At 43.4% G+C, this 25,888-nt stretch carries 18 protein-coding genes; 5 read left to right on the plus strand and 13 right to left on the minus strand.

Translation table 11 applies throughout. The features are described 5' to 3' along the window. The first annotated feature begins 731 nt into the window (after nucleotides 1–731). Nucleotides 732–2,201 carry a DASS family sodium-coupled anion symporter gene (locus tag B9T19_RS06250; protein WP_094567759.1) on the plus strand — a complete coding sequence of 490 codons (1,470 nt, stop codon included), beginning with the start codon at nucleotides 732–734 and terminating at the stop codon, nucleotides 2,199–2,201. A 94-nt stretch (nucleotides 2,202–2,295) separates the two neighbouring features. Here the strand turns inward: B9T19_RS06250 and ung are convergent, their stop codons facing one another. Further along, a complete protein-coding gene (ung, locus tag B9T19_RS06255) occupies nucleotides 2,296–2,976 on the minus strand; it encodes a uracil-DNA glycosylase (protein WP_255406350.1) in 681 nt (226 codons plus the stop codon). Between the two features lie 94 nt (nucleotides 2,977–3,070). On the opposite strand from ung, the gene B9T19_RS06260 reads away from it, so the two are divergent. Further along, the gene (locus B9T19_RS06260; protein ID WP_094567761.1) at nucleotides 3,071–3,454 is read left to right on the plus strand and encodes a CrcB family protein; all 384 of its coding nucleotides are present in this window, start codon (nucleotides 3,071–3,073) and stop codon (nucleotides 3,452–3,454) included. A 762-nt stretch (nucleotides 3,455–4,216) separates the two neighbouring features. Here the strand turns inward: B9T19_RS06260 and ychF are convergent. The 5 genes from ychF to B9T19_RS06285 form a co-directional block, all read right to left on the minus strand. Then, a complete protein-coding gene (gene ychF, locus B9T19_RS06265) occupies nucleotides 4,217–5,311 on the minus strand; it encodes a redox-regulated ATPase YchF (protein WP_094567762.1) in 1,095 nt (364 codons plus the stop codon). A 24-nt stretch (nucleotides 5,312–5,335) separates the two neighbouring features. Then, nucleotides 5,336–5,896: an aminoacyl-tRNA hydrolase gene (pth, locus tag B9T19_RS06270; RefSeq protein ID WP_094567763.1), complete on the minus strand. Its 561-nt coding sequence runs from the start codon at nucleotides 5,894–5,896 to the stop codon at nucleotides 5,336–5,338. Nucleotides 5,897–5,933: 37 nt separating this feature from the next. Further along, on the minus strand, nucleotides 5,934–6,587 hold the full coding sequence (locus B9T19_RS06275) for a 50S ribosomal protein L25/general stress protein Ctc (protein ID WP_094567764.1): 654 nt from the start codon (nucleotides 6,585–6,587) through the stop codon (nucleotides 5,934–5,936). A 78-nt stretch (nucleotides 6,588–6,665) separates the two neighbouring features. Beyond that, nucleotides 6,666–8,915 (minus strand): DNA topoisomerase IV subunit A, encoded by a 2,250-nt coding sequence (parC, locus tag B9T19_RS06280; protein ID WP_094567953.1) that lies wholly within the window; start codon nucleotides 8,913–8,915, stop codon nucleotides 6,666–6,668. A 579-nt stretch (nucleotides 8,916–9,494) separates the two neighbouring features. Further along, nucleotides 9,495–10,160: a protein-L-isoaspartate O-methyltransferase gene (locus tag B9T19_RS06285; protein ID WP_094567765.1), complete on the minus strand. Its 666-nt coding sequence runs from the start codon at nucleotides 10,158–10,160 to the stop codon at nucleotides 9,495–9,497. A gap of 507 nt (nucleotides 10,161–10,667) precedes the next feature. On the opposite strand from B9T19_RS06285, the gene glyA reads away from it, so the two are divergent. Both glyA and B9T19_RS06295 read left to right on the plus strand, forming a co-directional pair. Further along, nucleotides 10,668–11,927 (plus strand): serine hydroxymethyltransferase, encoded by a 1,260-nt coding sequence (gene glyA / locus B9T19_RS06290; protein WP_094567766.1) that lies wholly within the window; start codon nucleotides 10,668–10,670, stop codon nucleotides 11,925–11,927. 107 nt (nucleotides 11,928–12,034) lie between these two features. After that, complete coding sequence (locus tag B9T19_RS06295; protein WP_094567767.1) at nucleotides 12,035–12,712, plus strand: YdcF family protein; 678 nt, start codon at nucleotides 12,035–12,037, stop codon at nucleotides 12,710–12,712. On the opposite strand, the gene B9T19_RS06300 is transcribed toward B9T19_RS06295, so the two are convergent. Next, nucleotides 12,706–18,129, minus strand: coding sequence for an SEL1-like repeat protein (locus B9T19_RS06300; RefSeq protein WP_094567768.1), 5,424 nt, complete (start codon nucleotides 18,127–18,129; stop codon nucleotides 12,706–12,708). The two genes, B9T19_RS06295 and B9T19_RS06300, sit on opposite strands and share 7 nt — an antisense overlap. Nucleotides 18,130–18,385: 256 nt before the next feature. Then, the gene (gene dbpA / locus B9T19_RS06305) at nucleotides 18,386–19,783 is read right to left on the minus strand and encodes an ATP-dependent RNA helicase DbpA (protein ID WP_094567769.1); all 1,398 of its coding nucleotides are present in this window, start codon (nucleotides 19,781–19,783) and stop codon (nucleotides 18,386–18,388) included. Between the two features lie 265 nt (nucleotides 19,784–20,048). Between dbpA and B9T19_RS06310 the strand changes: the two genes are divergently transcribed. Beyond that, nucleotides 20,049–20,624, plus strand: coding sequence for a hypothetical protein (locus B9T19_RS06310; protein ID WP_094567770.1), 576 nt, complete (start codon nucleotides 20,049–20,051; stop codon nucleotides 20,622–20,624). A 183-nt stretch (nucleotides 20,625–20,807) separates the two neighbouring features. Here B9T19_RS06310 and B9T19_RS06315 read toward each other — a convergent pair whose 3' ends face one another. From B9T19_RS06315 to B9T19_RS06335, 5 genes are all read right to left on the minus strand, one after another. Next, a complete protein-coding gene (locus B9T19_RS06315) occupies nucleotides 20,808–21,647 on the minus strand; it encodes a MetQ/NlpA family ABC transporter substrate-binding protein (protein WP_233146812.1) in 840 nt (279 codons plus the stop codon). A 96-nt stretch (nucleotides 21,648–21,743) separates the two neighbouring features. Continuing rightward, a complete protein-coding gene (locus B9T19_RS06320; protein ID WP_233146813.1) occupies nucleotides 21,744–23,003 on the minus strand; it encodes an acyl-CoA dehydrogenase family protein in 1,260 nt (419 codons plus the stop codon). A gap of 290 nt (nucleotides 23,004–23,293) precedes the next feature. Beyond that, on the minus strand, nucleotides 23,294–23,968 hold the full coding sequence (locus B9T19_RS06325; RefSeq protein ID WP_094567772.1) for a methionine ABC transporter permease: 675 nt from the start codon (nucleotides 23,966–23,968) through the stop codon (nucleotides 23,294–23,296). 4 nt (nucleotides 23,969–23,972) lie between these two features. Next, on the minus strand, nucleotides 23,973–25,088 hold the full coding sequence (locus tag B9T19_RS06330) for a methionine ABC transporter ATP-binding protein (protein WP_094567773.1): 1,116 nt from the start codon (nucleotides 25,086–25,088) through the stop codon (nucleotides 23,973–23,975). Nucleotides 25,089–25,106: 18 nt separating this feature from the next. Next, the gene (locus B9T19_RS06335) at nucleotides 25,107–25,325 is read right to left on the minus strand and encodes a hypothetical protein (protein ID WP_094567774.1); all 219 of its coding nucleotides are present in this window, start codon (nucleotides 25,323–25,325) and stop codon (nucleotides 25,107–25,109) included. Nucleotides 25,326–25,888 lie beyond the last annotated feature (563 nt).

The raw sequence follows: 25,888 nt of genomic DNA on the forward strand, positions 1-25,888 counted from the left end.
ACTCTTATTACTCTTATTACTCTTATTACTCTTATTACTCTTATTAATCTTATTGCTCTTATCGCTTTTCTAATACATTGAGAGTAATACCTTAAGAATAATGCCTTAAGAAAATTTGATCTCGATCGCCCCTCCTCTCTTTTATAAGCTAAATCACATAAAATAAGCAACCTAAAAAGTGATCTATAATTGCGCTACTTTTACCACTTTTACCAAATAACAACTAAAAAACGACTACAAAAGAAGATTTTACGCATAAGAGATCAAAAGAAATCTCTATGCCACAAAAGCGATAAAATATTATCAACCTCAAATCAAATAATCACTAATAAATCAAATAATAATCTATCTTAAAATCCCACACATAAATCAAGATCAATATCGATTCACTCATCTATTCACTCGTAAGTTTTGATAAATAGCTATTTTAGTAAAGAACTAAAGCGAGTACCTACTAGATAAAAGATATAAGTGATAAAAAGAGAAAATGGGATATTAAATAGCTATAAGTAAATACAATAGCGCCTTGAGATAAAATAGCGATAACAGACCCTCTATACTCTCTTATAATAGTAATGATATATATTAAAAATATATATAAGATATATGATGTATCTATGATGTATATGTGGGAGATCTATGAGGTATGTAACAAAATATCAAAGTAAGAGTATCGAGCAATATCTTAACGCTATCATTATCAAATAACTTAAAATAATTTAGGGAATAATATGATCACACTTAAGCCTGTCAAGCCAATACCGGGCGCTATCGCATTGGGTCTTACGCTTCTTATTTGGTTTGTTATCCCAACGCCTGAAGGGGTTCAAGAGAATGCGTGGCAACTTCTAGCACTCTTTATCGGCACAATTGCCGCTATTATTGGTAAAGCGCTCCCGATCGGGGCGATCTCTGTTATTGCAATCTCGGCGGTCGCTTTAACACAAGTCACCCATCCTGGCGATGCCACCGCAGCGCTAAATGATGCATTAAGTGGCTTCTCCAATAACCTAATCTGGCTGATTGGAATCTCGATGATTATCTCTGTCAGTCTCAATAAGACTGGTTTAGGGGCGCGTATCGGCTACTGGTTAATCTCTCTTTTTGGCAAACGCTCTTTAGGAATTGCCTATTCACTCACCTTTTCAGAACTTATCTTAGCGCCCGTAACGCCTAGTAATACGGCGCGAGGTGGCGGAATTATTCATCCTATTATGAAATCGATCGCCGATAGTTTCGATTCACAACCTGATGATCCCGCCTCTTCAAAGAAGATTGGCCGCTTCTTAGCACTTGTTAACTACAATACTAACCCCATCACATCAGCGATGTTTATTACGGCAACGGCCCCCAACCCCTTAATTGTTAATCTGATTGCCGAAGGATTAGGCGCTGAATTTCGCCTCACTTGGAGTGCGTGGGCGATTGCGGCGATTATCCCTGGGCTCTTATCACTTCTGATTATGCCTTTAGTGATCTATTTTCTCGTGCCCCCCACTATTAAAAAGACACCGAATGCACCACTCTTTGCAAAACAAAAAATGGCAGAGCTTGGCAAGATGTCCCTGCCGGAGATAATCACAGCGGGCGTCTTTATTCTTCTTCTTCTAATGTGGGCAGAAGTACCAGATCTTCTCTTCGGGTTGCAGATCAATGCCGCAACAGCTGCCTTTATTGGGCTCTCGATCCTTCTGATCACCGGCGTCCTTACCTGGGATGATGCACTTAGCCACAAGAGTGCTTGGGATACCGTTATGTGGTTCTCCGCGCTCATTATGATGGCAACCTTTTTAGGAAAGCTGGGGCTTGTCAAATGGCTCGCCTTAACGGTTAGTCACGGAATTGATGAGCTGAGCCTTGGCTGGATTCTCTCGATGCTCATTCTTGTGCTGATCTATGTCTATACTCACTACTTCTTTGCAAGCACAACAGCTCATATTACCGCTATGTTTGGCGCCTTCTTAGCTGCAGGAGTTGCTTTAGGTGCGCCGCCGATGTTACTTGCGCTCACATTAGCATTCTCCTCATCATTGATGATGTCACTAACTCACTATGCAACAGGAACCGCACCTATCATCTTCGGTTCTAACTACGCAACATTAGGTGAATGGTGGCGTGTGGGTTTTGTGATGAGTGTCGTTAACCTTGCTATCTGGTTCTATGTCGGTGGTCTTTGGTGGAAAGTACTCGGCTATTGGTAGTTGTAGCCGCACTAAAACTGCGACAATGAGCATAATAGGCTGGCATAACAGCAATAAATAGGAAGAGAGAGCGATACAACAGTGTGGCGACTTTTTAAAGTTGCCACTCAATCGCTCCCTTTCCTTTATCGAGGAGATATTGATTGCTCTTAGAAAAAGGCTTAGAGCCAAAAAATCCACGATAAGCCGAAAGGGGTGAAGGATGGGCTGCATCCAAGATTAGATGCCGATTTCGATCGATCGTTTCCCCCTTCTTCTGGGCATGATTTCCCCACAAAATAAAGACAAGATGTTGATAGTGATCTGCTAAATAATCGATCACTGCCGTTGTAAATTGCTCCCAGCCGATCTTCGCATGAGAATGCGCTCTACTCTCCTCAACGGTTAAAACAGTATTGAGAAGAAAGACGCCCTGCTCACTCCAAGCAGTGAGATCTCCCGTTTGCGGCGGCTCAAACCCAGGGATATCGGTTGTTAACTCCTGATAGATATTTCGCAATGAGGGGGGGATTTTAACGCCAGGTTGAACGGAGAAGGCTAAGCCATGGGCTTGCCCTAAACCATGATAAGGATCTTGTCCTAAGATCACCACTTTAATCTGATCGGGCGCAACTTGAAATGCGCTAAAGATCGATTCCATCGGCGGAAAGACACGAACGCCCTTCTCGATCGATTGGGCAATTCCCTGCTCTATTTGGCGAAAGTAAGATTTTTCCATCTCGCTTTTGATAAACTCTCTCCATTGCGGATCGATCTTTGTTAAATCAAACTTCACATAGACTCCTAACATGATTGCGTAATATGATGCTCATCGCCCTCAATCGTGCGATCAGGGTTAAAAGTCTCTATTGTAATAAGGCGCACTCAATATGCCAAACTTAATGCAAAATCTTCTTCTCGTCATGCTCGGTGCTTCCCTAGGGGGTGCTTGTCGCTATCTCTTTACCCTTATTGAGACGCAGCTTTCGACGCCGACCCAGATCTCAACCCTTCTTGTTAATATCATCGGTGGCTTATTAGCGGGCATCATTGCCGCTTATCTACTCTCTAAGCCCGATCAAGCGCTTCGTCTCTTCCTCATTGTCGGCTTTTGTGGTGGGCTCACCACCTTCTCAAGCTTCTCTCTAGAGGCGATGAAGCTACTACAAAATCGAGAATTTCTCACCGCTTTTCTTCTAATCATCTTTCACTTTATCGGCGCAATCGGCGCAACCTTTATCGGCTTTATCGTCACTCAACGTTTTATCTCCTAATTGCCACTAAAGTGGCGATATTTGCCGGCGCGTGATTTGTGGAAGAACGCGATGGTAAGATCCGGCAGAGTTCAGCCTGTTTTATTGATGAATGATTCTTAAGAAGACTTGTTGAGCGGCGGGAGCCTACTATTTCATTCTTATAACAAGTGTATGCCCGCCAATTGGCACCTTCATTGCCGGAATGAGAAAACTAAAGCGATGCCTACTGCCGGCGCGTGATTTGTGGAAGAACGCGATTGTAAGATCCGGCAGAGTTCAGCCTGTTTTATTGATGAATGATTCTTAAGAAGACTTGTTGAGCGGCGGGAGTCTACTATTTCATTCTTATAACAAGTGTATGCCCGCCAATTGGCACCTTCATTGCCGGAATGAGAAAACTAAAGCGATGCCTACTGCCGGCACGTGATTTGTGGAAGAACGCGATGGTAAGATCCGGCAGAGTTCAGCCTGTTTTATTGATGAATGATTCTTAAGAAGATCTGTTGAGCGGCGGGAGCCTACTATTTCATTCTTATAACAAGTGTATGCCCGCCAATTAGCATCTTCACTGCCGAATAAGCAAAAAAAATCACTGCAAAAGTGCAGTGATTCTTCTCTCAAATATGAAGGTAAACGAGGTTTTACCGTTTCACATAATGACTATTAGTAACTATCAATATCTATCAATATCTATCAATAACTATTCGTAAATAATCAGTCATTCATCACTAATAGCGAATAAACGTTGAAGCGTTAAACCTCAATATTGAATTTCAACGTTTAAACGTTGAAACGGAAGTGGATAATATCGCCATCTTGCACGATATAATCTTTCCCTTCAAGACGCATTTTACCCTTCTCTTTCGCACCATTTTCACCACCGAATTCAACAAAGTCATCATAGGCGATTACTTCTGCACGGATAAATCCATGCTCAAAGTCGGTATGGATAACGCCGGCGGCTTGTGGGGCGGTTGATCCCTTTTTAATGGTCCAAGCACGAACTTCTTTAACCCCTGCAGTAAAGTAAGTTTCAAGATCAAGAAGCTGATAACCACCGCGAATAACGCGATTTAAACCCGGCTCTTCAAAGCCCATATCCGCTAAGAACATCTCTTTATCTTCATCTTCTAATTGTGAGATCTCTGCCTCTATCGCAGCACAGATTGGTACCACAAAAGAGTTCTCCTCAGCGGCATATGCCTCTACCGCTTCAAGAAGGGGATTATTCTCAAAACCATCTTCATTGACATTGGCAATATACATCACAGGCTTCATTGTAAGAAAATGAAAATCTCTTAAGAGTAGACGCTCATCCGCATCTAAACCTAAAGAACGAAGACTTTTTGCCTCATTCAGTGTTGGAATAACCTTCTCTTTTAAGAGCGCGACTTGTGCAACAGCTATCTTATCGCCCCCTTTCGCAACACGCTCAAGACGCTGAAGACCTCGCTCTGCACTTGCAAGATCAGCGAGAGAGAGTTCTGTATTGATCACCTCAATATCATCAATAGGACTCACCTGACCGGAGACATGGACGATATCATCATTCTCAAAACAGCGGACAACATGTGCAATCGCATCCGTTTCACGAATATTGGCTAAAAATTGATTTCCTAACCCTTCCCCTTTTGAAGCACCGGCAACTAATCCAGCAATATCAACAAAGTCGATATAGGTCTGCTGTACGCGCTCAGGATTGACGATTTTCACCAAAGGTGCAAGACGCTCATCTGGAACATTGACTCGCCCAACATTGGGCTCAATGGTACAGAATGGATAGTTTGCGGCATCAATGCCCGCATTTGTTAATGCATTAAAAAGTGTCGACTTACCAACATTTGGAAGACCTACAATCCCACACTGAATAGCCATAAAATTTCCTTTAACTCAACTGTTCTATCGGCGATGAAGCTCATTCATCGCTTTCTCATATTCACCTGCTACAAATTGCGGCAGAACCGCTCGAGCAGCATCTATCGCTTGGAAGATCTCAGCTTCATCCTTCTCTGGCGTCTTTGTTAAAACATAGCTCGATACCAATGAGGCGTGTCCAGGATGCCCAATGCCAATGCGAAGGCGCATAAAATCACGAGAACCTAATCGCTCTATAATACTCTTTAAGCCATTATGTCCTCCATGACCGCCCCCTTTTTTAAAGCGAGCAACACCCGGCGCAAGATCGAGTTCATCATGAACTACTAAAATCTCTTCTGGCATTATCTTATAAAAGAGCGCAAGTGCAACTACAGCATCACCACTTTTATTCATAAAGGTCTCCGGTTCTAAAAGATAGACCTTTTGGGAACCAAAGAGTTGCTCTCCGACCAATCCTTTAAAGCGATTATTGAGAGAAAGTGGCGCATTTCGAATACTATCAATAAACCAAAAACCCGCATTGTGGCGGGTTTTTGCATATTGAAGTCCTGGATTTCCAAGACCTACAATCATTTTAATCATTATCTATTACTCAGTTCAAAGTAACAAGAGTGATGAATTACTCTTTATCTTCAGCTTCTTCTGTTGCTTCTTCAGCTGCTTCTTCGCCTTCTTCAGTTGTCTCTTCAACTGCAGCACGTGGCTCAACAATTGCAACAACAGGCTGATCATTCATCTCTTCTTCGTTCATGATATTAACGAACTCAACACCTGCGATCGCTGGAATATCAGAGATCATGAGGTGCTCACCAACATCTAAGTTAGCGATATCGATTGCGATCTCATGTGGAAGATCTTTCGGTAAACATGAGACTGCTAATGTCGCTTCATGAAGGAGAACGATACCACCGTTAACAACACCTTTTGCTTTCTCTTCGTTAAGAAGAACAACAGGGATATCAACAACAATCGCTTCATCTGCACGTACGCGCATAAAGTCTAAGTGAGTGATGATTGGCTTGTAAGGGTGACGTTGAACATCACGGAGGATCGCAGACTCTTTTTTACCATCGATAATCACATCAACGATTGAAGTGTAGATATCTTCATGACGGAAGCGCTTTAAAACTTCGTTATGGTTTAAAACGAGGCTTACAGCATCTTTATCTGCGCCATAGATAATTGCAGGAATATTACCTTCGCGACGTAGGCGGCGGCTCGCACCTTTACCCATATCCGAACGTACGGTACCTTCAAAATAGTAATTTGACATTGGTTAGCTCCAATTAAAAGTGTTTAAAATGTGTTACAACCGCGACCAGTTGTAACTATCAAGCCCGAAATTATAAGTCTATTCTGCTCTATTTGCAATCGTAATCGACTTTAACTTCAGATTAACGCGTAACTCTTCCCCTCTTTTTCCACGCTCATCGATCAGAGGCTGCCATTCACTTGGGGTTAACTTAAAGCGACGCTTACCATACTCCACCTCTAAAGTATCCTCATTAGAGAAGACTAAAGTGGCCACAAGGGAATCCTTCTTCGCCTTAAATTGTGCGCCGGGAATACCAATAATCTGATTACCCTTTCCTCTTGCAATTTGTGGCAATTCACGCAGAGGTACCACCAAAAAGCGTCCTTGTTCACTAACCGCAATCACCCATTGATTCTCAATATCTTCAATCTTTTGAGGCGGAAGCATCATCGCACCATCATTAAGATTGATCATCGCTTTCCCCGCACGCTGACGGGTTAAAAACTCACTATAACTGCCGATAAAGCCATAACCATTTGTGGCACTTAAGAGATAGTGACTCTCCTCTTTATCGAGGATAATTTGCTCAATCTTAGCACCATCTGCTAAATTGATCCGCGCGGTAATAGGCTCACCCTGCGTTCTAGCTGTGGGAAGTGTATGGGCCGGCGTACTGTAGCAACGACCGGTACTATCAAAGAGGACCAGTTGCTGATTATTCCGCCCGATACAGGCGGTCAAAAAGCCATCTCCTGTCTTATAACTTAAGCCTTCAGGATCGATATCGAGGCTCTTCGCCGCACGTACCCAACCCATCTTCGACAATACAACCATCACCGGCTCACTCGAGACTAATGTGGATTCATCAATCGCTTCCGCCGCCTCTCGCTCAACAACTTTAGAGCGTCGATCATCACCATACTTTTCAGCATCTTCCGTAATCTCCCGCTTAATCAAAGCATCGATCATCGCCGGATCATTAAGATGCGCCATAATCTCCTCTAATTTAGCTCGAAGTTCAGCCTCTTCCCCTTTAAGCTTCATCTCCTCTAATTTGGCAAGCTGACGCAATTTTGTCTCTAAAATATAATCTGCCTGCGCTTCACTGAGATCAAAGCGCGCGATCAATTCCGCCCGAGGCTCCTCCTCAAAGCGGATAATACGGATCACCTCATCGAGATTTAAGAAGGCGATTAAGAGCCCTTCTAGGAGATGTAGCCGTTTTTCAATACGATTTTTATGGAATGTTAAGCGACGAACCACCGTTCCACGACGAAACTCAATCCATTCCCGTAAAATGTCCACCAATGATTTCACTTTTGGCTTCAGATCGAGACCGATCATATTCATATTGACGCGAAATGACTTCTCTAAATCGGTAGTCGCAAAGAGATGATTCATCACCATCTCAACATCCACACGACTCGAGCGAGGAATCAAGACAATACGAACTGGCTCATCATGGTCTGATTCATCACGAATGTCTTCAATCATCGGCAATTTTTTAGATTGCATCTGAGCGGCGATATCTTGCTGAATCTTCTCACCGGAGACCTGATAAGGCAATTCATAGATAATGATCTCATCATTCTCAACACGGTATCTTGCACGAACGCGGATCGAACCACGGCCCTTCTCATAGATACTCAAAAGCTCCTCTTTAGGAGTGATAATCTCTCCTCCCGTAGGATAATCGGGTGCCGGAATAATCTTATGGAGTGCTTTGCCGGTAAGATCAGGATTGTCGATTAGTGCGCAGACCCCTTTCGCCACCTCTCGTAAGTTGTGTGAAGGGATATCGGTGGCCATTCCCACTGCGATCCCGGTTCCACCATTGAGGAGGATATTAGGAACACGTGCCGGCAGAAGTTTAGGTTCATCGAGCGAACCATCAAAATTAGGAACCCAATCGACCGTTCCCTCCCCTAGCTCTTTAAGGAGAAGCTCCGCATAGCGGGAGAGTTTCGATTCGGTATAACGCATCGCCGCAAATGATTTGGGGTTATCGAGCGAACCGAAGTTACCCTGACCTTCAACTAATGGATAACGATAGGAGAAGGGTTGTGCCATCAATACCATCGCTTCATAACAGGCACTATCACCATGGGGATGATATTTACCTAAAACATCCCCGACGGTACGGGCTGATTTTTTAGGCTTACTGGCGGCATTGAGGCCTAACTCACTCATAGCATAGATAATACGTCTCTGAACCGGCTTTAATCCATCGCCGATATAGGGGAGCGCACGATCCATAATCACATACATCGAGTAGTTTAAATAGGCCGTTTGCGCAAAATCGGCAACAGGTTGTACTTCAAAGTTTTTATTCGCTAGATGGCTCATAATCTTCCCATTTGTCCACATTAATCCACATTTATTCAATTCGCTCAATGGCTTCAATTGTGTCTTACAGCTCAAATAATCGATATATTTCAACTAATATATATCGATTGAGATATCTCAAATTAGATATCTCAACTTGATATCTCAACTGTATGTCTCAACTCTTTAAGAAGAGAACGCTTCCTTGTAGAGACAAGAAAGAAGTAGGTTTATATCATTTTATGACTTTTAATAAAGTAAAACTTGCTCAAATAGTGACTCAACAAACGCTTTAATAGTGCTGATAAAGCCTTAAAACCCTTTTAGGGCAGTCAAACAGATCAAATAGTCATAAGATCAAACTTCATTCAATAGACAATCTCAATAATCAATCTCAATAACCAATTAAAAACTGAGCGCTGTAATTGCATAGCGTGATAAAACAAAACCCATCTAATCCCAGAAGATAGATGGGTTTAGGGATACTCTATTTAAGAATCCATTCATGATCTGTTCATGATCTTGAATGATCTATTCATGATTTTTTATAAAGAGTATCTACTGTTAGATATTTCGTGACCTATTCTCTTAAATATCGACTTAAAACTCAAACTGAGGTTTATCCTCAAAGCCGATCAAGCGCTCTAAATCACGCTCATAGACAGGTTCGGTTCTAATTTCTCCGGCAACTTTAGTAAAGAGTGTTACATGCATCGCATTTTTCTGACCCACTGTTGCTAAGATACGTCCCTTCTCATTGAGAAGCTCAAAATATGCAGCTGGCATCTCAGGAAGTGAACCGGTAAAGATCACCACATCAAAAGCACCTAAATCTTGGTAGATATCGCGAATATCACCTGTTTGATAGGTGATGTTAGTATAACCAAGCTCACGGGTAATCGCTTCTGCATTGACATTGAAGCGCTCAACAATATCAACCGCAACGACTTCATTTCCTAAACGCGAAGCGCACGCTGCTAAAAATCCGCTACCACTTCCCACAATAAGAACGCGCTCATGATCTTCAATACGGATCTCTTGAAGAAAACGACCTTCATACGTAGGGGGTAACATCAAATGGATCTCATTGAGTGGAATTCTTGTCTCTGAAAAAGCAAGACCTTCATACTCTTTAGGGACAAAATGGTTACGGGGCACCACATCGAAAACCTCAAGTACTCGTTGATTGAGGATATTCCAAGGTCTCAACATCTGCTGAATCATATTTGTGCGAGCTTGTTGGATTTTAAGTTCGTTATCTAACATTTTTCCACCTTTCCAAAGCGAATAATCATCACCGAAATCTTCTGCGCAATTATTAACACGGTTGATCTGTTTTTTAATCTCTGTTGATAGCTTAATTCTTGATAGCTTAATCTTAAGAAAGCGACCGCTCTAAGCTACAACACTAAAATAGCTTTATAAGCCTCACATCATACCACCATTCAAAAGCTCATTGAAATTATTCAATCACAAATCGACATCCATCAACTTCTCGCACTCTTTATCTTCCTGTGTCTCCCTCATCTCTTCTTACTTCTCTTCTTACTTCTCTTCTTACCTCTCTTCTTGTCTCTCCTTCCAACGCCTCTTTTGATTCTCCCTTCCCTCTTCCATTCTCTTTAATGCAAGATATTTTCCCTAAAGAATAAACCTAAAGCGATGCCGGTAAGAATGCCCTTAGAGAATGACAATTAAGTTGCAAGCTTATGCCGGAAAAACTAAACTAAGAGCGCACCACATCTTTTGTTCTTAACCCCTAAGGAATGATTCATGTTTAAAAATATCTCATTAAAAGAGTTTGATCCCGCCCTTTTTGAGGCTGTTGAGCAAGAAAATAGACGTCAACAAGATCATATTGAATTGATCGCTTCTGAAAACTACTGCTCTCCGCTTGTGATGGAACTTCAAGGTTCACAACTGACCAACAAGTATGCGGAAGGTTATCCCGGCAAACGTTACTACGGCGGCTGTGAATTTGTCGATATCGCTGAAGATCTTGCCATTGAGCGTGCGAAAAAGCTCTTTGGTGCAGATTATGCCAACGTTCAACCCCATTCAGGTTCACAAGCAAATGGTGCTGTCTATTTAGCACTCTTAAATCCTGGCGATACCGTTTTAGGAATGAGCCTCGATCATGGTGGTCACTTAACCCATGGGGCGAAGGTTAACTTCTCAGGCAAAACCTATAATGCAGTCCATTACGGCGTCGATAACAATGGCTTGATCGATTATGATGAAGTGGAACGCCTTGCGCTTGAACATAAGCCTAAAATGATTGTTGCGGGCTTCTCTGCATACTCAAAAACTTTAGACTTCAAACGTTTCCGTGAGATTGCCGATAAAGTAGATGCTTATCTCTTTACTGATATTGCCCACGTTGCCGGTTTAGTTGCGGCAGGTCTCTACCCTAACCCGATCGATTATGCTGATGTGGTGACAACCACAACCCATAAAACACTTCGTGGTCCACGCGGTGGTCTCATCCTTAGTAAAAATCGCCCTGAACTTGAGAAGAAACTCAATTCAGCAATCTTCCCTGGAATTCAAGGTGGTCCACTGATGCATGTGATCGCAGCAAAAGCGGTTGCATTCCTTGAAGCGCTACAACCTGAGTTTGTTGAGTATCAAAAGCAGGTGATTGCCAATGCAAAAACGATGGCTCGCGTCTTCCAATCTCGTGGCTATAAGATTGTCTCTAACGGTACTGACAACCACTTAATGTTAGTGGATCTTATCGATCGTGGTTTAACTGGAAAACAAGCAGACGAAGCTTTAGGTCGCGCTAATATTACCGTCAATAAGAACTCTGTTCCTAATGACCCACAATCACCTTTTGTGACATCAGGTATCCGTATTGGTACACCGGCAATTACTACACGCGGTTTTAAAGAAGCGCAATGTGATCTTCTTGCTAACTGGATCTGTGATGTTTTAGATAATATCGATGATGATTCTGTGATTGAGCGCGTTGCAAAAAATGTCGTTTCACTCTGTGACAAATTCCCTGTCTATCCAGATTCAGTGGTATAAAGTCATCAGACGATAAAACGCAGCATTAGAAAAAAGGTTATCCTTCTTAGAGGATAACCTTTTTTATCAACCTTAAAATATCAATTAGCATTCAGACCAAAACCAAGATGCCAATCCAATCTTCAGCTAGACGCGCCCCTCTACGACTCTGCTCGCTTCGACGCGCGCGACTCCTTTTAGCGCTTCTCCTCTCTGCTCTCCTACTATTTTTTATCATCAGCAATATAATGATCGCCACTCAGAGCTCCCAATATCGGCAGTTAACCGCTGAGGCTGAAGAGAGAATCGATCTGATCCTTGTCCTCGGCGCTAAAATTGAGGGAGAGCCCCTCAGGCCGACGGAAACCTTGAAGGAAAGGCTCGATCTTGCCTATCACTATTGGCAACAACATCCGGAACTGCTCATTATCACTTCAGGCGGTTATCCCGATCAGTTAACAGAGAGTGAGGCGATGGTGATGAAACGCTATCTTCTCGCACGCGGCATCCCTGACGAGCAGATCTTTGTTGAAGAACAATCCACCCGTACTGCCGAACAATTTATCAATAGCGATCGGATCCTCCGGCAGCAAGGGATTGAGATTAAGCATCCACTCATTATTACCAATGATTTTCATCTCCCCCGCGCGATGATGTTAGCCCAACGAAGCAATCTCCCTTGGGAGACAATAGATGGCTTAGGAAGTGATACACCCTCAAGAGTAAAACCTTGGATCATCGCCCATCTACGAGAACCGCTTGCCTATCTGCACTCTTGGTTACGAGATTTTCCAAAGAGTCAGTAAACCCCCCATTCTTCATTTGACTCATTTGACTCATTCGACTCATTCGACTCGGTGGGTTCATTGGACTCAGTGGACTCATTAGGCTCACGCACTAGCTCAGTCTCTGTTGCTTTCGCGTGACGAGCCGCAGCTTCTGCTAGAGCCGCTTCATAACTCCAGTGATCTAGCGCATCAATAGCAAGTAGATCCCCATGTTCAGCGGCTAACAGTAGTAGACGATATGCCTCTGCAAAATCTTCAATGGTGAGATCCCGCAATAAACCACGATAGAGAATCTCCGCTTGCTTATACTTTGCTAAGGCATGATGGCTACCTGTGGCAAGATCGGTCTGATCGTAATAATCGAAAGCACGCTGATAATCGGGCTGAATTCCCTCCCTACCAAAATAGAGCAGATCGCCGGCAAGATGGGCAGTATTGCTATCACCTAATGCGGCACCCTTTTCAAAGTAGGCGAGTGCTTGTGCGTAATCTTGTGCAATACCATACTCCTCTTCCCAATAGAGATGACCTAGTCGATTATAGGCATCTGCAATCCCCGCTTCACCGGCTAACTGGTAGTAGTAGAGTGCCTTTGGAATATTCTGGCGCACATAACGCCCCTCTAAGTAGTAGCCCCCTAAACGGTAAGCGGCATGCAGATCCCCTTCATCGAAACTTTGAAGGGTCTCCATCACAACCCAACCATCAGAATAATCCCGAAGATCTTGATATCGCTGAGCAAGCTGCATTAAAGCATGCTTCTGTAACGATGTTAGCTTATCAAAGCGATCGTTATTCTGATTGAAATGATCCTGATCGAGCTTCCCTAATGTCGCACTATAGAGATAGATTTCACTTAAAGGGGCTAATAACCCTATCGAAAGCGCTCTGGTCGATTCATTCTCCTGCGTTCCTCCACTCGCTTCTACGCGTTGATATTCGTTTTCTGCCATCTCTAAAAGCCTTGTCACAATACGATCATCCACAGCAAATGCTAACGATTGCGCATACCAATACTTCACTTTTTGTGGATTACGAATAAAATCGACCCCATTCTCCTCCCAGAGAGCCGCTAACATAAGGCTCATCTCCGCCCGCGTACTATTATCAAGAACTCCTTCGATCTCATAGTTTTTCAAAAACTCACGATAAGCGCTTGGACCTACGGGATATGTCGGTGCAATGGCTAAATATTGCTGATAGAGAGCTTCTAAAGTATTAAGCTCCGCTAAACTGATTGTGTCATATGAACGGGGAAAGAGATGGCGGTAGAGACGAATCAACGAGATATAATCCCCCTCGTCGCCCGCTTCTTGCCAGAGTTGTAATGCTTCTTCTTGCGCCTCCTCCTCTCTAAACTGATAGAGCGTATCGGCAAGCACTCTCTTTAAGATGGGGAACTCTACACTATATTGCAATGCAAGTGCTCGGCTCTTCTCAAAATCGGGGGCAGATATAACCACTTCATCAACAACATACTCTCTCTGATAGAGAGTTAAGAGTTGTTGAAATGCGGCAATTCGTATCTTTGAGCTATTTTGAGGATCTATTGCAATCTTTTCTAATTGGGAGATGGCAAATTGCAGACGCGCTAAACTGATCTGATCACTCTGCATCAAGAGCATCTCTATAAGCCCCAATTGAAAATCGGGAGCTTGATACGCAGGATATGCCGCCTCACGCTGACTTCGATCGAGCAGATTCTCTAGATAGTGATGACGCGCTTCCCCCTCTAATAACTTTAATAACCCTAAATGAGCCTCAAGTACCCCGAGGGCTAAAGCCTCTTCATAATAACTTCTCGCCATTTTAAGATCATAAGGCTTTCCATAAGAGCGATACTCATTGAGATGAAGTTCCCCTAACGCTAAAATTGCCGTAGAATCGCCGGCAGCCGCAGGTTGATAGAGCGTTCGATAGCGTTCAACGCGATCTTCAATGGTCGCCTTAAAGCGAGGAGAAGCCGCTTCATACCATTTTAGGGCTAACTCCCAATCGGGAGCGATAATGATCTCGCCTGCCTCATCAATGATCCCTTCTTGCGCCATCACACCAAAATAGAAGGCCGCATCTCGGTCGCCACTCTCAGCGGCACGCTTTAACCAATGATATGCAAGCTCCTGATTCTCCTTAACACCGGCGCCATTACTGTAAGCCCGCCCAATTGTGAGCATTGCTTTGCTATTACCCTTCTCGGCAAGAGGCATATTTTTATCAAAGAGATCCATCTGTCGAAGATCGTAATAGGCGCTACTATCGGGATCATTTGCCATCGCAAATTGATAATATTCCCGCGCTTTCTTCCGACTTTCAGGAATACGATCCCCTTTCAGATAACGATCGGCTAACCGTTGAGTCTCCCAATCCCGATGGGTGAGATGAACATAGGCGATATGATAACGATTAAAACGTGCCAAGGTGGCCTCATCCATCTCCATTTCTGATACATATTGATCATAATAGGCACGCATAGCACCGATAGAACCCGCCTCTGCCGCCTCAATAAGGAGCTGATCTGCTCTTTGAAGATCGATCATCGCGCCATACTCACCATAACGATAGATCTGTGATTGTAGAAAGAGCGATTCGGGATCTTTTTTCGCAACACCTTGCTGAATCTCTTGATACCGCTCTAAGCGTGCTTTTGCCTCTTCTAGATGATATTTCGCAAATCGATAATCGGGATCGCTCAATTGTTGATAATAAGTGATTGCCAGACGATCACTCTCGCCCGGCGCTAACATTAAGGGAAGATCTTGATCATAATAGATCTCCGCTAAACGATAGATTGCTTCATCCTCTTTCAGTTGAGCTGCTTTTTCTAGCCAGAAGAGAAGATCTAACTGTGAGCCACCTAATGCCTCAATCAAGAGCGCATCCTCTTGTTGATAGCGATCTGCAAGAAGATAGATTGCCGGCAGATAATCACGCTCAGCCAATTCTTTTATTGTTGAATATGCCGTTAGAGCTCGCTCTGCCATTTCAGGCGCATTAGCATTAGTATTAGCATTACTTTGCGCTAGCGCTTCAAGTGCTAGATAATATTGGGCAAAATTAGGAATCTTGGCCGATTGAGCGACATAATATTGTTGAAGTGCTAAAAAAGCTTTCTGGTTGCCGGGCAGCAAGCGTTCACCATACCAACTTTGTAGCGATGGAAGTTCCTCCATAATCTGAAACAGACTCTGATAAGCACGTTCAGTCTCATCCCTATTGAGAAATCGAGAAGGATCATCAAAATGATTCTGAAGATCTAAAAAGGCCGCGTTAAGCTCTTCTTCTGTTAAAAGAAGTGTCTGAATCTGTTGTAGATTATGGCCTGCCGAACGCAAATAGGCTCTTTGAATCTCCTGATCGATACCTATGTGACCAGAGTCTAACAGCATCGGCGCATTGGCTAATGCAATCTCTGCTTCTGCCGCATGAAGATGAGCCTGCTCACTAAGATCAGAAGCCCCCCGATAATAACTTTTCGCTAACGCTAATGCCTCGTTTAACGCCTCCGATAGACTCGCTGCTAATGTTGGCTCCTCTTCAATTTGCGCTAACAATGCCCAATATTGCGCCATATAACGATCAGCCAAAAGATAGCTGTAACGTGACTCATAGCCCTCAATCCCAAGCAGAATTTCTAAGCGATCTAATAGATGCTCATAAAGCTGTGCTGAAATAGTAGCATCAACTAAAAGAGCGCCATCTTGCTTCGCGGCATATGTGACCTTATCGGTAAGCTCAGGCGTAAGCTCTACCTCAAAGAGCTCTAAGAGCATGAGGGGTGAAAGCACAATCGGTGAAAGATCTGCACCAACATTACCACCATCAACATTCCCATCATGATTAGCTAGAAGCGCTCGCTGAAAACCATCACTCTCAAGGTAGAGCGCTATCACACCTTCTAATCCTTGCAAAGTGCTATCGATCGCCTCTGATTGTAAGTAGTAGCCCATCGCAACGCTAGGATCTCTCTCTACCCCGAAACCTAAGCGATAATAATCGGCTAAATCGAGCAGCAATTGTTGATGAGACTCCACATTTTCAATCCCCTGTTGTAATGTCTTCAATGCCATCTCAGGATCTTTCGCAACACCTAATCCCTGCTTATAAGCTTCTGATAATTCAAGATAGGGTTGTGATTCATTCTGAGCTACCTGTTGCCACTGAATCAGCCAGTCGTAGAGCTCTTTCTCAATCATTGCAAGTGGTCGGCTACTCTCATTCCACCATCCGACATTAGATCGCTCATCATAGAGGCGATCAACCACCGCTTTGATAGAGCGTGAATCACCTAAATGAGCACCTTGCAGTTCATAAGTGGCAATGATCGAACTATCATCATTCCAACCATAGTTAAAAGAATCACTTAACCAATGGATTGCCGGCAGATAATCGCTCTCTGCGGCTCGTTGCATCGTCTGAAAGGCCAATGCGCTCTCCCCTTCTAGCTGCATTAACGCTAAAGCGTAGAGCGCCTCTCCCGTCCCTAAATGGGCTAACATCTCTTGATAGTGGCTGACTTTAAGGGGATCTTTTTCGACGCCTTCTCCTACCTCATAACGATAAATCAGTTGCAATAGTGCAGATACAGAACCTTCTGCCGCCATCTTCTCTAAACTTTTTTGATATTGCGCTTGTTGCTGAGGCGTCATAACGCGATAGTGAGAATGCTCCTTAGGGAAAAGATCGGAGATCTGCGCTAAAATCATAAAATTCTCTAATAAGATCGCTTCATAATAGGCGGCTTTAATCGGATCGGCTTCTAAGCCATATCCTCCCTCATTGTAGAGCGCGGCAAGCCCCATCACAGCTGGAATAAAGCCTTTCTCATAACTCTCCTCTAAGAGAGATACTGCGCGCAAGTAATCAGGTCCTGAGGGCTGAAAAGGAAGCGGATAGAGAAGCGTACTTGCCAAAACCATCCCTGCTAATCCTGCATTCTCCCCCTCGCCATTTGCGATCTGTGTCAATTGACTTAAGAGATGTAATGTCACCTCTTCTGTAAAAAATGTTTCCGGCATCCCCTCCTCTTCTAACAACTTAATCGCTAGGATGATCACTGCATCATCAATGCCGGCATGACTTGCCTCTAAAAGGAGCTCTAACCCCGATGCATCACCACTTGTCGCCGGAAGTTTTCTCTCCGCCCGAAGATAACCTAAGTTATAGAGCGCCTCCCCATTTCCTGCCTCTGCCGCTCTTAAGAGCCACGTTTCAGCCTGTTGATCATCTTGAGGAACACCGATCCCATAGTAATAGAGCATTCCTACGATAAAGGCCGCATTACTATCCTTTTTCGATTCTTTCACAAAAAGTTGGTAAGCCTTCTCCTTCTCGCCTACCACTAAGGCATCAAATCCCGAAGAGATTCCCCCCATTGCCGTCGGTGAAGAGAGATAGAGTAGTGAGGTGAGTGCAAGTGATAGGGTTAATTTTTTCATAAAGGCCTGATGATTGATCTGAAGTGATGAAGATGTGTGATAAAGATGTGTGATAAAAAAGGATGGATAAGTAGAAGAGATGAGAATAAGAAACGCAAAAAAATAGTGGGAATTATGACATAAATTCCCACTAAAATATCTAAGCCAAATGGCTAAAGTAAACTAAGATGATCTAGATCTTAATCTTAATCTTAATCTTAAAGCATCGAGCTAGTTCAACTCGTTAAACAAACTAATTAAACATCTAATTAAGCATCTAATTAAACGATCTTAAAACTCTTGCTCGACATTCAATCCCTTTAATCGGCCGACGCCAGATCTGATCAACAGCGACTTTAGCAAGCGGTGCCTTAATGGCAACATAGGCTTTCATCGGCAAAAGAGTGATCTTACCGACATCACTTCCACTAATAGCCTCATTCGCAGTTAATGCCCCTAAAATATCGCCGGCACTAATCTTCGCTTTCCGCCCTTCATTGATCTCAATAGTCACCATCTCTGCATGTAGCGGTGCGGGCGTTCCCTTCAGCTCTGTGGCTGAGATTCGTTGAAATTGCTGCTCTAATGCCGCTTCAATCATCTCTATTCGCTCCTGCTTATAGCTTAACGAAAAGGTGAGTGCGAGCCCCTCTTTGCCGGCACGCCCTGTTCGACCAATGCGATGGACATAGACTTCAGGATCGAAGGGAACATCAAAATTGAGCACTAAAGAGAGATCATCAATGTCGAGTCCTCTTGCCGCTACATCCGTTGCCACTAAGACAGGACAGCTTCGATTGCTAAATTGAATCAGAACTTGATCCCGATCTTTCTGATCAAGATCTCCATGGAGTGCTAAGGCATCGATTCGATGGCGCTGTAAGAAATCGGTAACTTCAATGGTCGTGGCAATGGTATTACAGAAGATCACAGAGGATTGTGGTCGATAGTGGTAGAGAATCTCCGCGGTTACTGCCGGCTTATCTCTTCCATCTTCTACGAGAACCACACTCTGTAATATTTTCGGGCGATTCTCCACTAAAGCTTCCACAACAACCTCTTTCGGTCGATGTTGAAATTGGCGGCTCATCCGACGAATATCTTCAGGAAATGTTGCTGAGAAGAGGAGTGTTTGCCGCTTTTTAGGGATATAACGAATAATCTCCGCCATCTCATCTGCAAATCCCATATCGAGCATGCGATCCGCCTCATCTAAGACTAAAACTTTAGTATAAGAGAGATCGAGCGTCCCTCTTCCTAAATGATCAAGAAGTCGCCCCGGCGTTCCCACCGCAATGTGAGGTGCATGTTGTGACAGTGAATGGATCTGATGCCGAATCGGCACGCCACCACAGATCGCAGAGATCTTCAGATTAGGAAGATAACGACCTAAGCGACGAATCTCCTGACGAACTTGTTCAGCAAGCTCTCTTGTCGGACAGATCACCAATCCTTGCGTTGTAAAATGCTTAAGATCGATCGATTCCAATAAGCCAATTCCAAAAGCGGCGGTTTTACCACTTCCTGTCTGCGCCTGACCGATCAGATCTCCCCCTTTTAAAATCGTAGGGAGAGAACTTGCCTGAATCGGCGTCATCTGGTGATAACCTAACTCCTCTAAATTTCGAAGTTGCGCTTTAGGAAGGGAGAGATCAGAAAAATGTAAAGTTGACACAGATAGGACTCACTTATCAATAGAAACAAAGAGAGATGATACTGAAATTTAGCCAGAATAACATCTCTTATTCCTCTCTCCTGCATCTCAAATCCCACCAAGCCCTCGATCCTGACCCTGATCATCAACCTTATGTAACGATAGTATGATTGACAACAAATAGATCGGCATAGGATCAATAGGTTATAATAATGATCTTTTAGTTAGCCCTCTCTAATCAAAATTTTGAAAAGAGAATCTGATATTTAAAGCGGAGAGAAGATCGATGGGTTCAATCAATAGTAATGGCATTCTACTTTTAATCACGATCTTTACCCTCATACCGATGATCAGCTCCCTATTTTCGCAGGAATATAATACTTTTCTTCGCCCGACTGCTGGCATCTCCATCAATGCCACTTTTGGCTTCTTTGCACTCATCTCAAGTGAGCTTCTCTTACTCTTTCTCATCCTGATCGGCTCTGCAATCGGATATTTTCTCTCGGTCTATATTATTGAAGTGGTCTATCATTATCGATTTGGAAATCCCAAAAAGCCCGAGCCACCCGCCGGCAATCATTCAGACTTACAAACCGAATTGGAAGAAAAACACTCTCCAGCAAAAGCAGTGAGAGAGATGCAACTACAACTCCCTGCGCAGCCGGCAACACCCCTGAAAAAATCGAGATCATCCCCTAAAAAGGGGAAAAAGGTAGCACCAGAAGTGAAAACCCTGATCGATATCATTGAAGAGGGATCAGTGAGTGAATATCTTCAACAAAGGCGAGAAGCACGACGGAAAGCGGTATTAACGAGAATCGAACAGCAACAGAAGCAGAAACAACAGCCGCAACAGAAATAAAAAAAGGGGTAAGTGAAAAGTAGAAAGTAGAAAATAAAAAAGAGTACTCATCACATGATAGAGACGTAAAAAAAGGGGCGATGCCCCTCTCATTCTCTGATGTAAGCTGATGTGATACTGATGTGATGCGGATACTAACGCTTAACTACATCCGATATCATGAAGCCTATGATCAGAGCAATCCTATCGCTCCCAGGCTTTTGGGAGAATAAAACCATCGAAAAGCGGTTCACTTTTAATATAACTCTCAAATTCCGAAGCTTCATAAGCTGACTTAAGTGCCTGCGCCCACGGTTTTTCTACATCATCTTCCCTAATAACAATAATGACAACATGTTCTGCCGGCGTCTTCTCAACAACCAGCCCATCACTAATTTTTAAACCAGCACTTGCAACATAGTTACCATTAATCACGGCATAATCCACCTCATCTAGAACACGTAAGCCTTGCGCTGGATCTAAAGCTATCACTTCAATACCATTGAGCGATTTAATATCATTGACACTAAATCTTGAGACATCATCATTTGTCACCTCAACCCAGCCAATCGATTCTAATATTCGAGCGGCTCTCTCTCCATTAACAGGATCATTAGGAATTGCAACTCTCATTCCCGCTCTAACCTCATCTAAAGATTGATATTTATTAGAACGTAAAGATTGTGGTGCGCTAGCAGTATCCGCAAGCTTTACCATATTCCCTTTAAGCTCCTGATTCATCTTCTTCATATATGCTTCACTCTGATGACCGGCAACATCAATATCTCCACCGATTAATGCTGGATTGATCTGCATATTTTGTGAAAAAATCTTCACACGAACATCATATCCCTCTTTCTCTAAAATAGGTTTTATCCCATACTCAAATTGCTCAGCATAAGTAGAGGGGCCGAATCCTAAAACGATCGTCTTCTCATCTGACTTTCCACATGCCATCACTAAGAAACCAATCACAATCACTAATGCCCATCGACTAATGTTCTTATAAAACTGTACCCCTCTTTTTGATAATCGCTTTCTCAAATACTCCGACCAGACCCTCATCTTTATTCCCCTTATTTTTATAATTACGTATATACAATTACATACAACTTCGATCAATTTTTGGCGATAATCGCTCTAGAACGCCAAAACATTCTTTGCCAGTTGGGTGTAGACCATATCTTCCATCGGCGGATTATGGAGACCGGCGCGGACATCACGATAAGCACGTGAAAGTGGATGGGATTGTGAAAGACTTCGCGCTCCAACAATTCGCATCGCTAAATCGACAACCTTTAAGGCATTATTCACAGTGGCGATCTTAACAGCACTCAATACTTCCCCCATCGTTGAACGCATTGCTTGATCCGCCTCATCCCACTCTTTGGCAACACCGAAGAGAAAATACTCCATCTCCAATAAAAGGACGCGAATCTCCCCGAGTTTCTGCTGAACTGTCGGAAAACTCCCAACCGGTGCCGGCATTGCATTTGAGCGATAGTGATTCGCAAAATAGAGTGCCTCTTCATAAGCTCCCGTTGCGATGCCAAAATAGACTGCCGGAATATGGAGTAGCCAACCTTGTGGTTGTTTCTCCCCGGGGATTAAGTATTGCGCTAAATCATCGGCATCTAAGAGAACATCCTCTAAAACAAGATCATGGCTGCCGGTAGCACTCATCGAGATCGAGTCCCAACTCTCTTCAATCGATACGCCGGGAAGATCTCTTCGTACCAGAAAGCTTGCAACCTGATCGCTCCCCTCAATTGAGGCACTGACGGCAAAAAAGTCTAAAACAGGTGAGAGCGTTGTAAAGGTCTTTCGTCCATTTAAGCGCCAATGATTCCCCTCTTTTACGGCTTTTGTCTCGGGTCTTCCTCCTCTTGTGGGGCTTCCGGTTGCTCTCTCTGTTGCCGCATTATTGATCAATGCACCTTGTGAGATCACCGCTTCTGCAAAATCGCGATAGAGCGACTCCTCCCAGAGCTTATTCTCCCCAAGATGCTTACTAATCCCCATATGCCAACCAATTGCAAGCCCTGTTGAACCATCATTTTTAGCAATCTCCGTTTGTAATCGAAGCATCTCTTCTAAAGAGATCCCGCCACCACCAAGTGATTTAGGAATCGTTAATGCCGGAAAATGGATCGCTCGCAATAACCGATAATTCTCAAAAGGAAAGGTGCCGGCTCGATCATGCTTCTCCGCATTCTCTTTAAAATATTGTGCAATTTTTGCCACCACCGCTAAGCGCTCACAGTGAGTTAATGTTAGAAGGTTGATCTCTCCATCAAAAGCCTTTTTAAGGAGTGGATCAGTTACTATTTCGGCTTGAGAGGGAATCTGTGATCCCTCCCCACATTGCTCTTTTACTTGCTGTCTCATTTGCTGAGTCATACTTTCTCCAAGATGAGTTGATCGAATGCACGCTAAAGAGCGCACAGCCATTAAGATTAAAATAGATGAAATTAAATAGAATTAAATAGAATTAAATAGAATTAGACCAGACTAGATGACCTTGTTGATGTTGTTAAACATGGTAATAAATATGCTCCCACCCTTCGATGCCTTCTATAAGACCGCCTCTTTATCTCATCCATCAATATCGATCTATAGATCTATATCTATATCGATAATAAAAAGAAAGCTACCAAAGAGCGGGATCTGAAATATTATCTAGAATCTTATTAGCGATAACGTTTTGCTAAAAAGTTCCCTAAAGATTGAATCGTCTGTACAACAACAATCAGGGTGATCACAGTGTAGAACATCGCCACATTATCATAGCGGTGATAACCGTAGTTAATCGCTAAATCGCCAATACCGCCGGCTCCTACAGCCCCAGCCATCGCCGTAGCGCCAATCAAGCCAATAATTGCGGTGGTAAAGTTTAAAATGAGTGAGCCACGCGCTTCAGGTAAGAGAAACTTCCATACCGTTTGAAATGTGGTTGCGCCCATTGAGTTTGCCGCTTCGATAATCCCTTTATCCACTTCAAGGAGTGAACTCTCCACTAAACGGCCAATAAAGGGGGAGATATAGACCACTAACGGTACAATCGCCGCTGGTGTTCCGATCGATGTCTGAACTAACCACTTCGTAAAGGGAAGAATCGCCACCAGAAGAATAATAAAGGGGAGCGATCGTGTAATATTGACTACCCAGTTGAGAACCATATAGATGCTATTATTGGGGCGAATCCCTCCGGGGCGCGTTAACACCAGAGTAATACCGATCAATGAGCCGATAATAATACCGATAAAGAGCGAAACACTCACCATAACAACTGTTTCCCAACAGGCTTGTAAAAATTGATCTAAAGTAATCTGCGTCGGGAATTTTTCTAAATACCACTCCAACATCTCTCTACCCCTCTACTCTATTTGTGGATTTTTTGCCTTGCGCTTTCTGCCCAAGATCATCACTATTTAAGACTCGCTGACTCATATTGATCGATCTTTTAGATCCTTCATGCGTTACACGAACCCCATGGAATCGGAGAAATGCAATCGCCTCCTCCACCTTCTCCGGCGCTCCCTTCATCTGTACAAAGGTACTTCCCAAAATATTGCCCTCAATCTCAATCATATTGGCAAAGAGAATATTGATCACCACATCCCCTTTTAAGATCAACTCATTGATCACCGGCTCCTGTGCAGAACGCCCTAAAAATTCAAATCTGTAGATATCTTTGATAGAGGGATCATCTAAATTCGCGAGCACGCGCTCTGGAATAGAATCGCCAATTACAGTACGAACAAAGCTCTTTGTTGTAGGTTGCTCTGGATTTCCAAAAAGATCGATGGTACGCCCCGTCTCAACAACACGTCCCTTCTCCATTACTGCAACCTTATTACATAGATATTCAACCACCTCCATCTGATGGGTAACCATCATAATCGTGACACCTTGCTCCCGATTGATCTTCTTTAAAAGATCCAAAATAGCGATAGTCGTTTGTGGATCGAGCGCTGAGGTTGCCTCATCGCAGAGAAGGATTTTGGGGTTATTCGCCAATGCCCGTGCAATACCGATTCGCTGCTTCTGCCCACCCGACAATTCCCGAGGATAAGCATGCTTTTTATCCGGAAGCTCAACAAAGTTTAAGAGTTCCTCAACACGCGCATCGATCTCCGCCTTTGAGTGTTTACCATTGAGAGTAAGTGGTAGCGCAATATTCTCAGCAACACTCTTGGTCTCTAAGAGATTGAAGTGCTGGAAGATCATGCCGATATTCTTTTTGGCTAAACGGAGCTCTTTCGGTGTATATGAGGCAAGATTTCGACCATCGACAATCACCTCTCCGCGTGTTGGACTCTCAATATCATTCACAAGACGAATTAAGGTACTCTTTCCCGCTCCGCTATAGCCGATAACACCAAAAATATCACCCTTTTCGATATGAAGATTGACATCCTTTAACGCTTCCGTCTCTACACCATTGCGCAGGTATGTTTTATAAATATTTTTAAATTGAATCACTGGGGTCTCTCCATTTTATTAACGAGGTGTAAAGAGAATTGAAATAAAGCCTGAAATAGGGATTGATAAAAATGGCAACAGCGTGCCATCGAGCAAAGCATTCGCGAAGTCATCATCAACCGAGGAATCATCATACTCATCGATAACACAACGAAATGCGCCACGCCAATAAGGGGGCCTACTCTTCTCAATAGCGGTCGCTCTATCTCTCCACTCATCTCTATTGTTCCTTTTCAATTCAATTAAATCGCTCTTTAGATGCAATCGTTCAGCTACTTCTATTAACGCTTTGACTAACGCTGTAACTAACGCTTTGCCTGACTCTTTGGCGGATTAATCCCACCTTCAACTTTCACCAGGTGATAAACTCAACGATTGCTGATCAAAACGATCTCACTCTACCCATTAGTGTCATCATCAAACTCGATGACAACCCACAATTATTCAATCTTTTACGTGAAAGCGCAATCTTCACGAGTACTCTTCTCACAGATGATTGTTTCTCAACTCTCAAAGAAGGCTTTGCCGATCTCCTCAATCAATGGTCGATTAATGTTCGATCAGAGTTCGATCACTGCTTAATAGGGATTCGATCAATACTTTTCGTTCATTCTTTTAGAGAGTCTCTATAATAAAACATACTTATCATATAAAAACAATAGGTGATTGGTTTTTTCCCACTTCTCTTCTACCGCTTAATCTATTTGCCAGTAGAGCCTAATAGATCTGCCTAATAGGAACTTTGATCCAAAAAAAAGAGCCTACTTTAAAAGTAGACTCCTCATGATCCCGTCAGCATC

The sequence above is a fragment of the Ignatzschineria sp. F8392 genome (assembly GCF_002252045.1).
GTDB lineage: Bacteria > Pseudomonadota > Gammaproteobacteria > Cardiobacteriales > Wohlfahrtiimonadaceae > Ignatzschineria.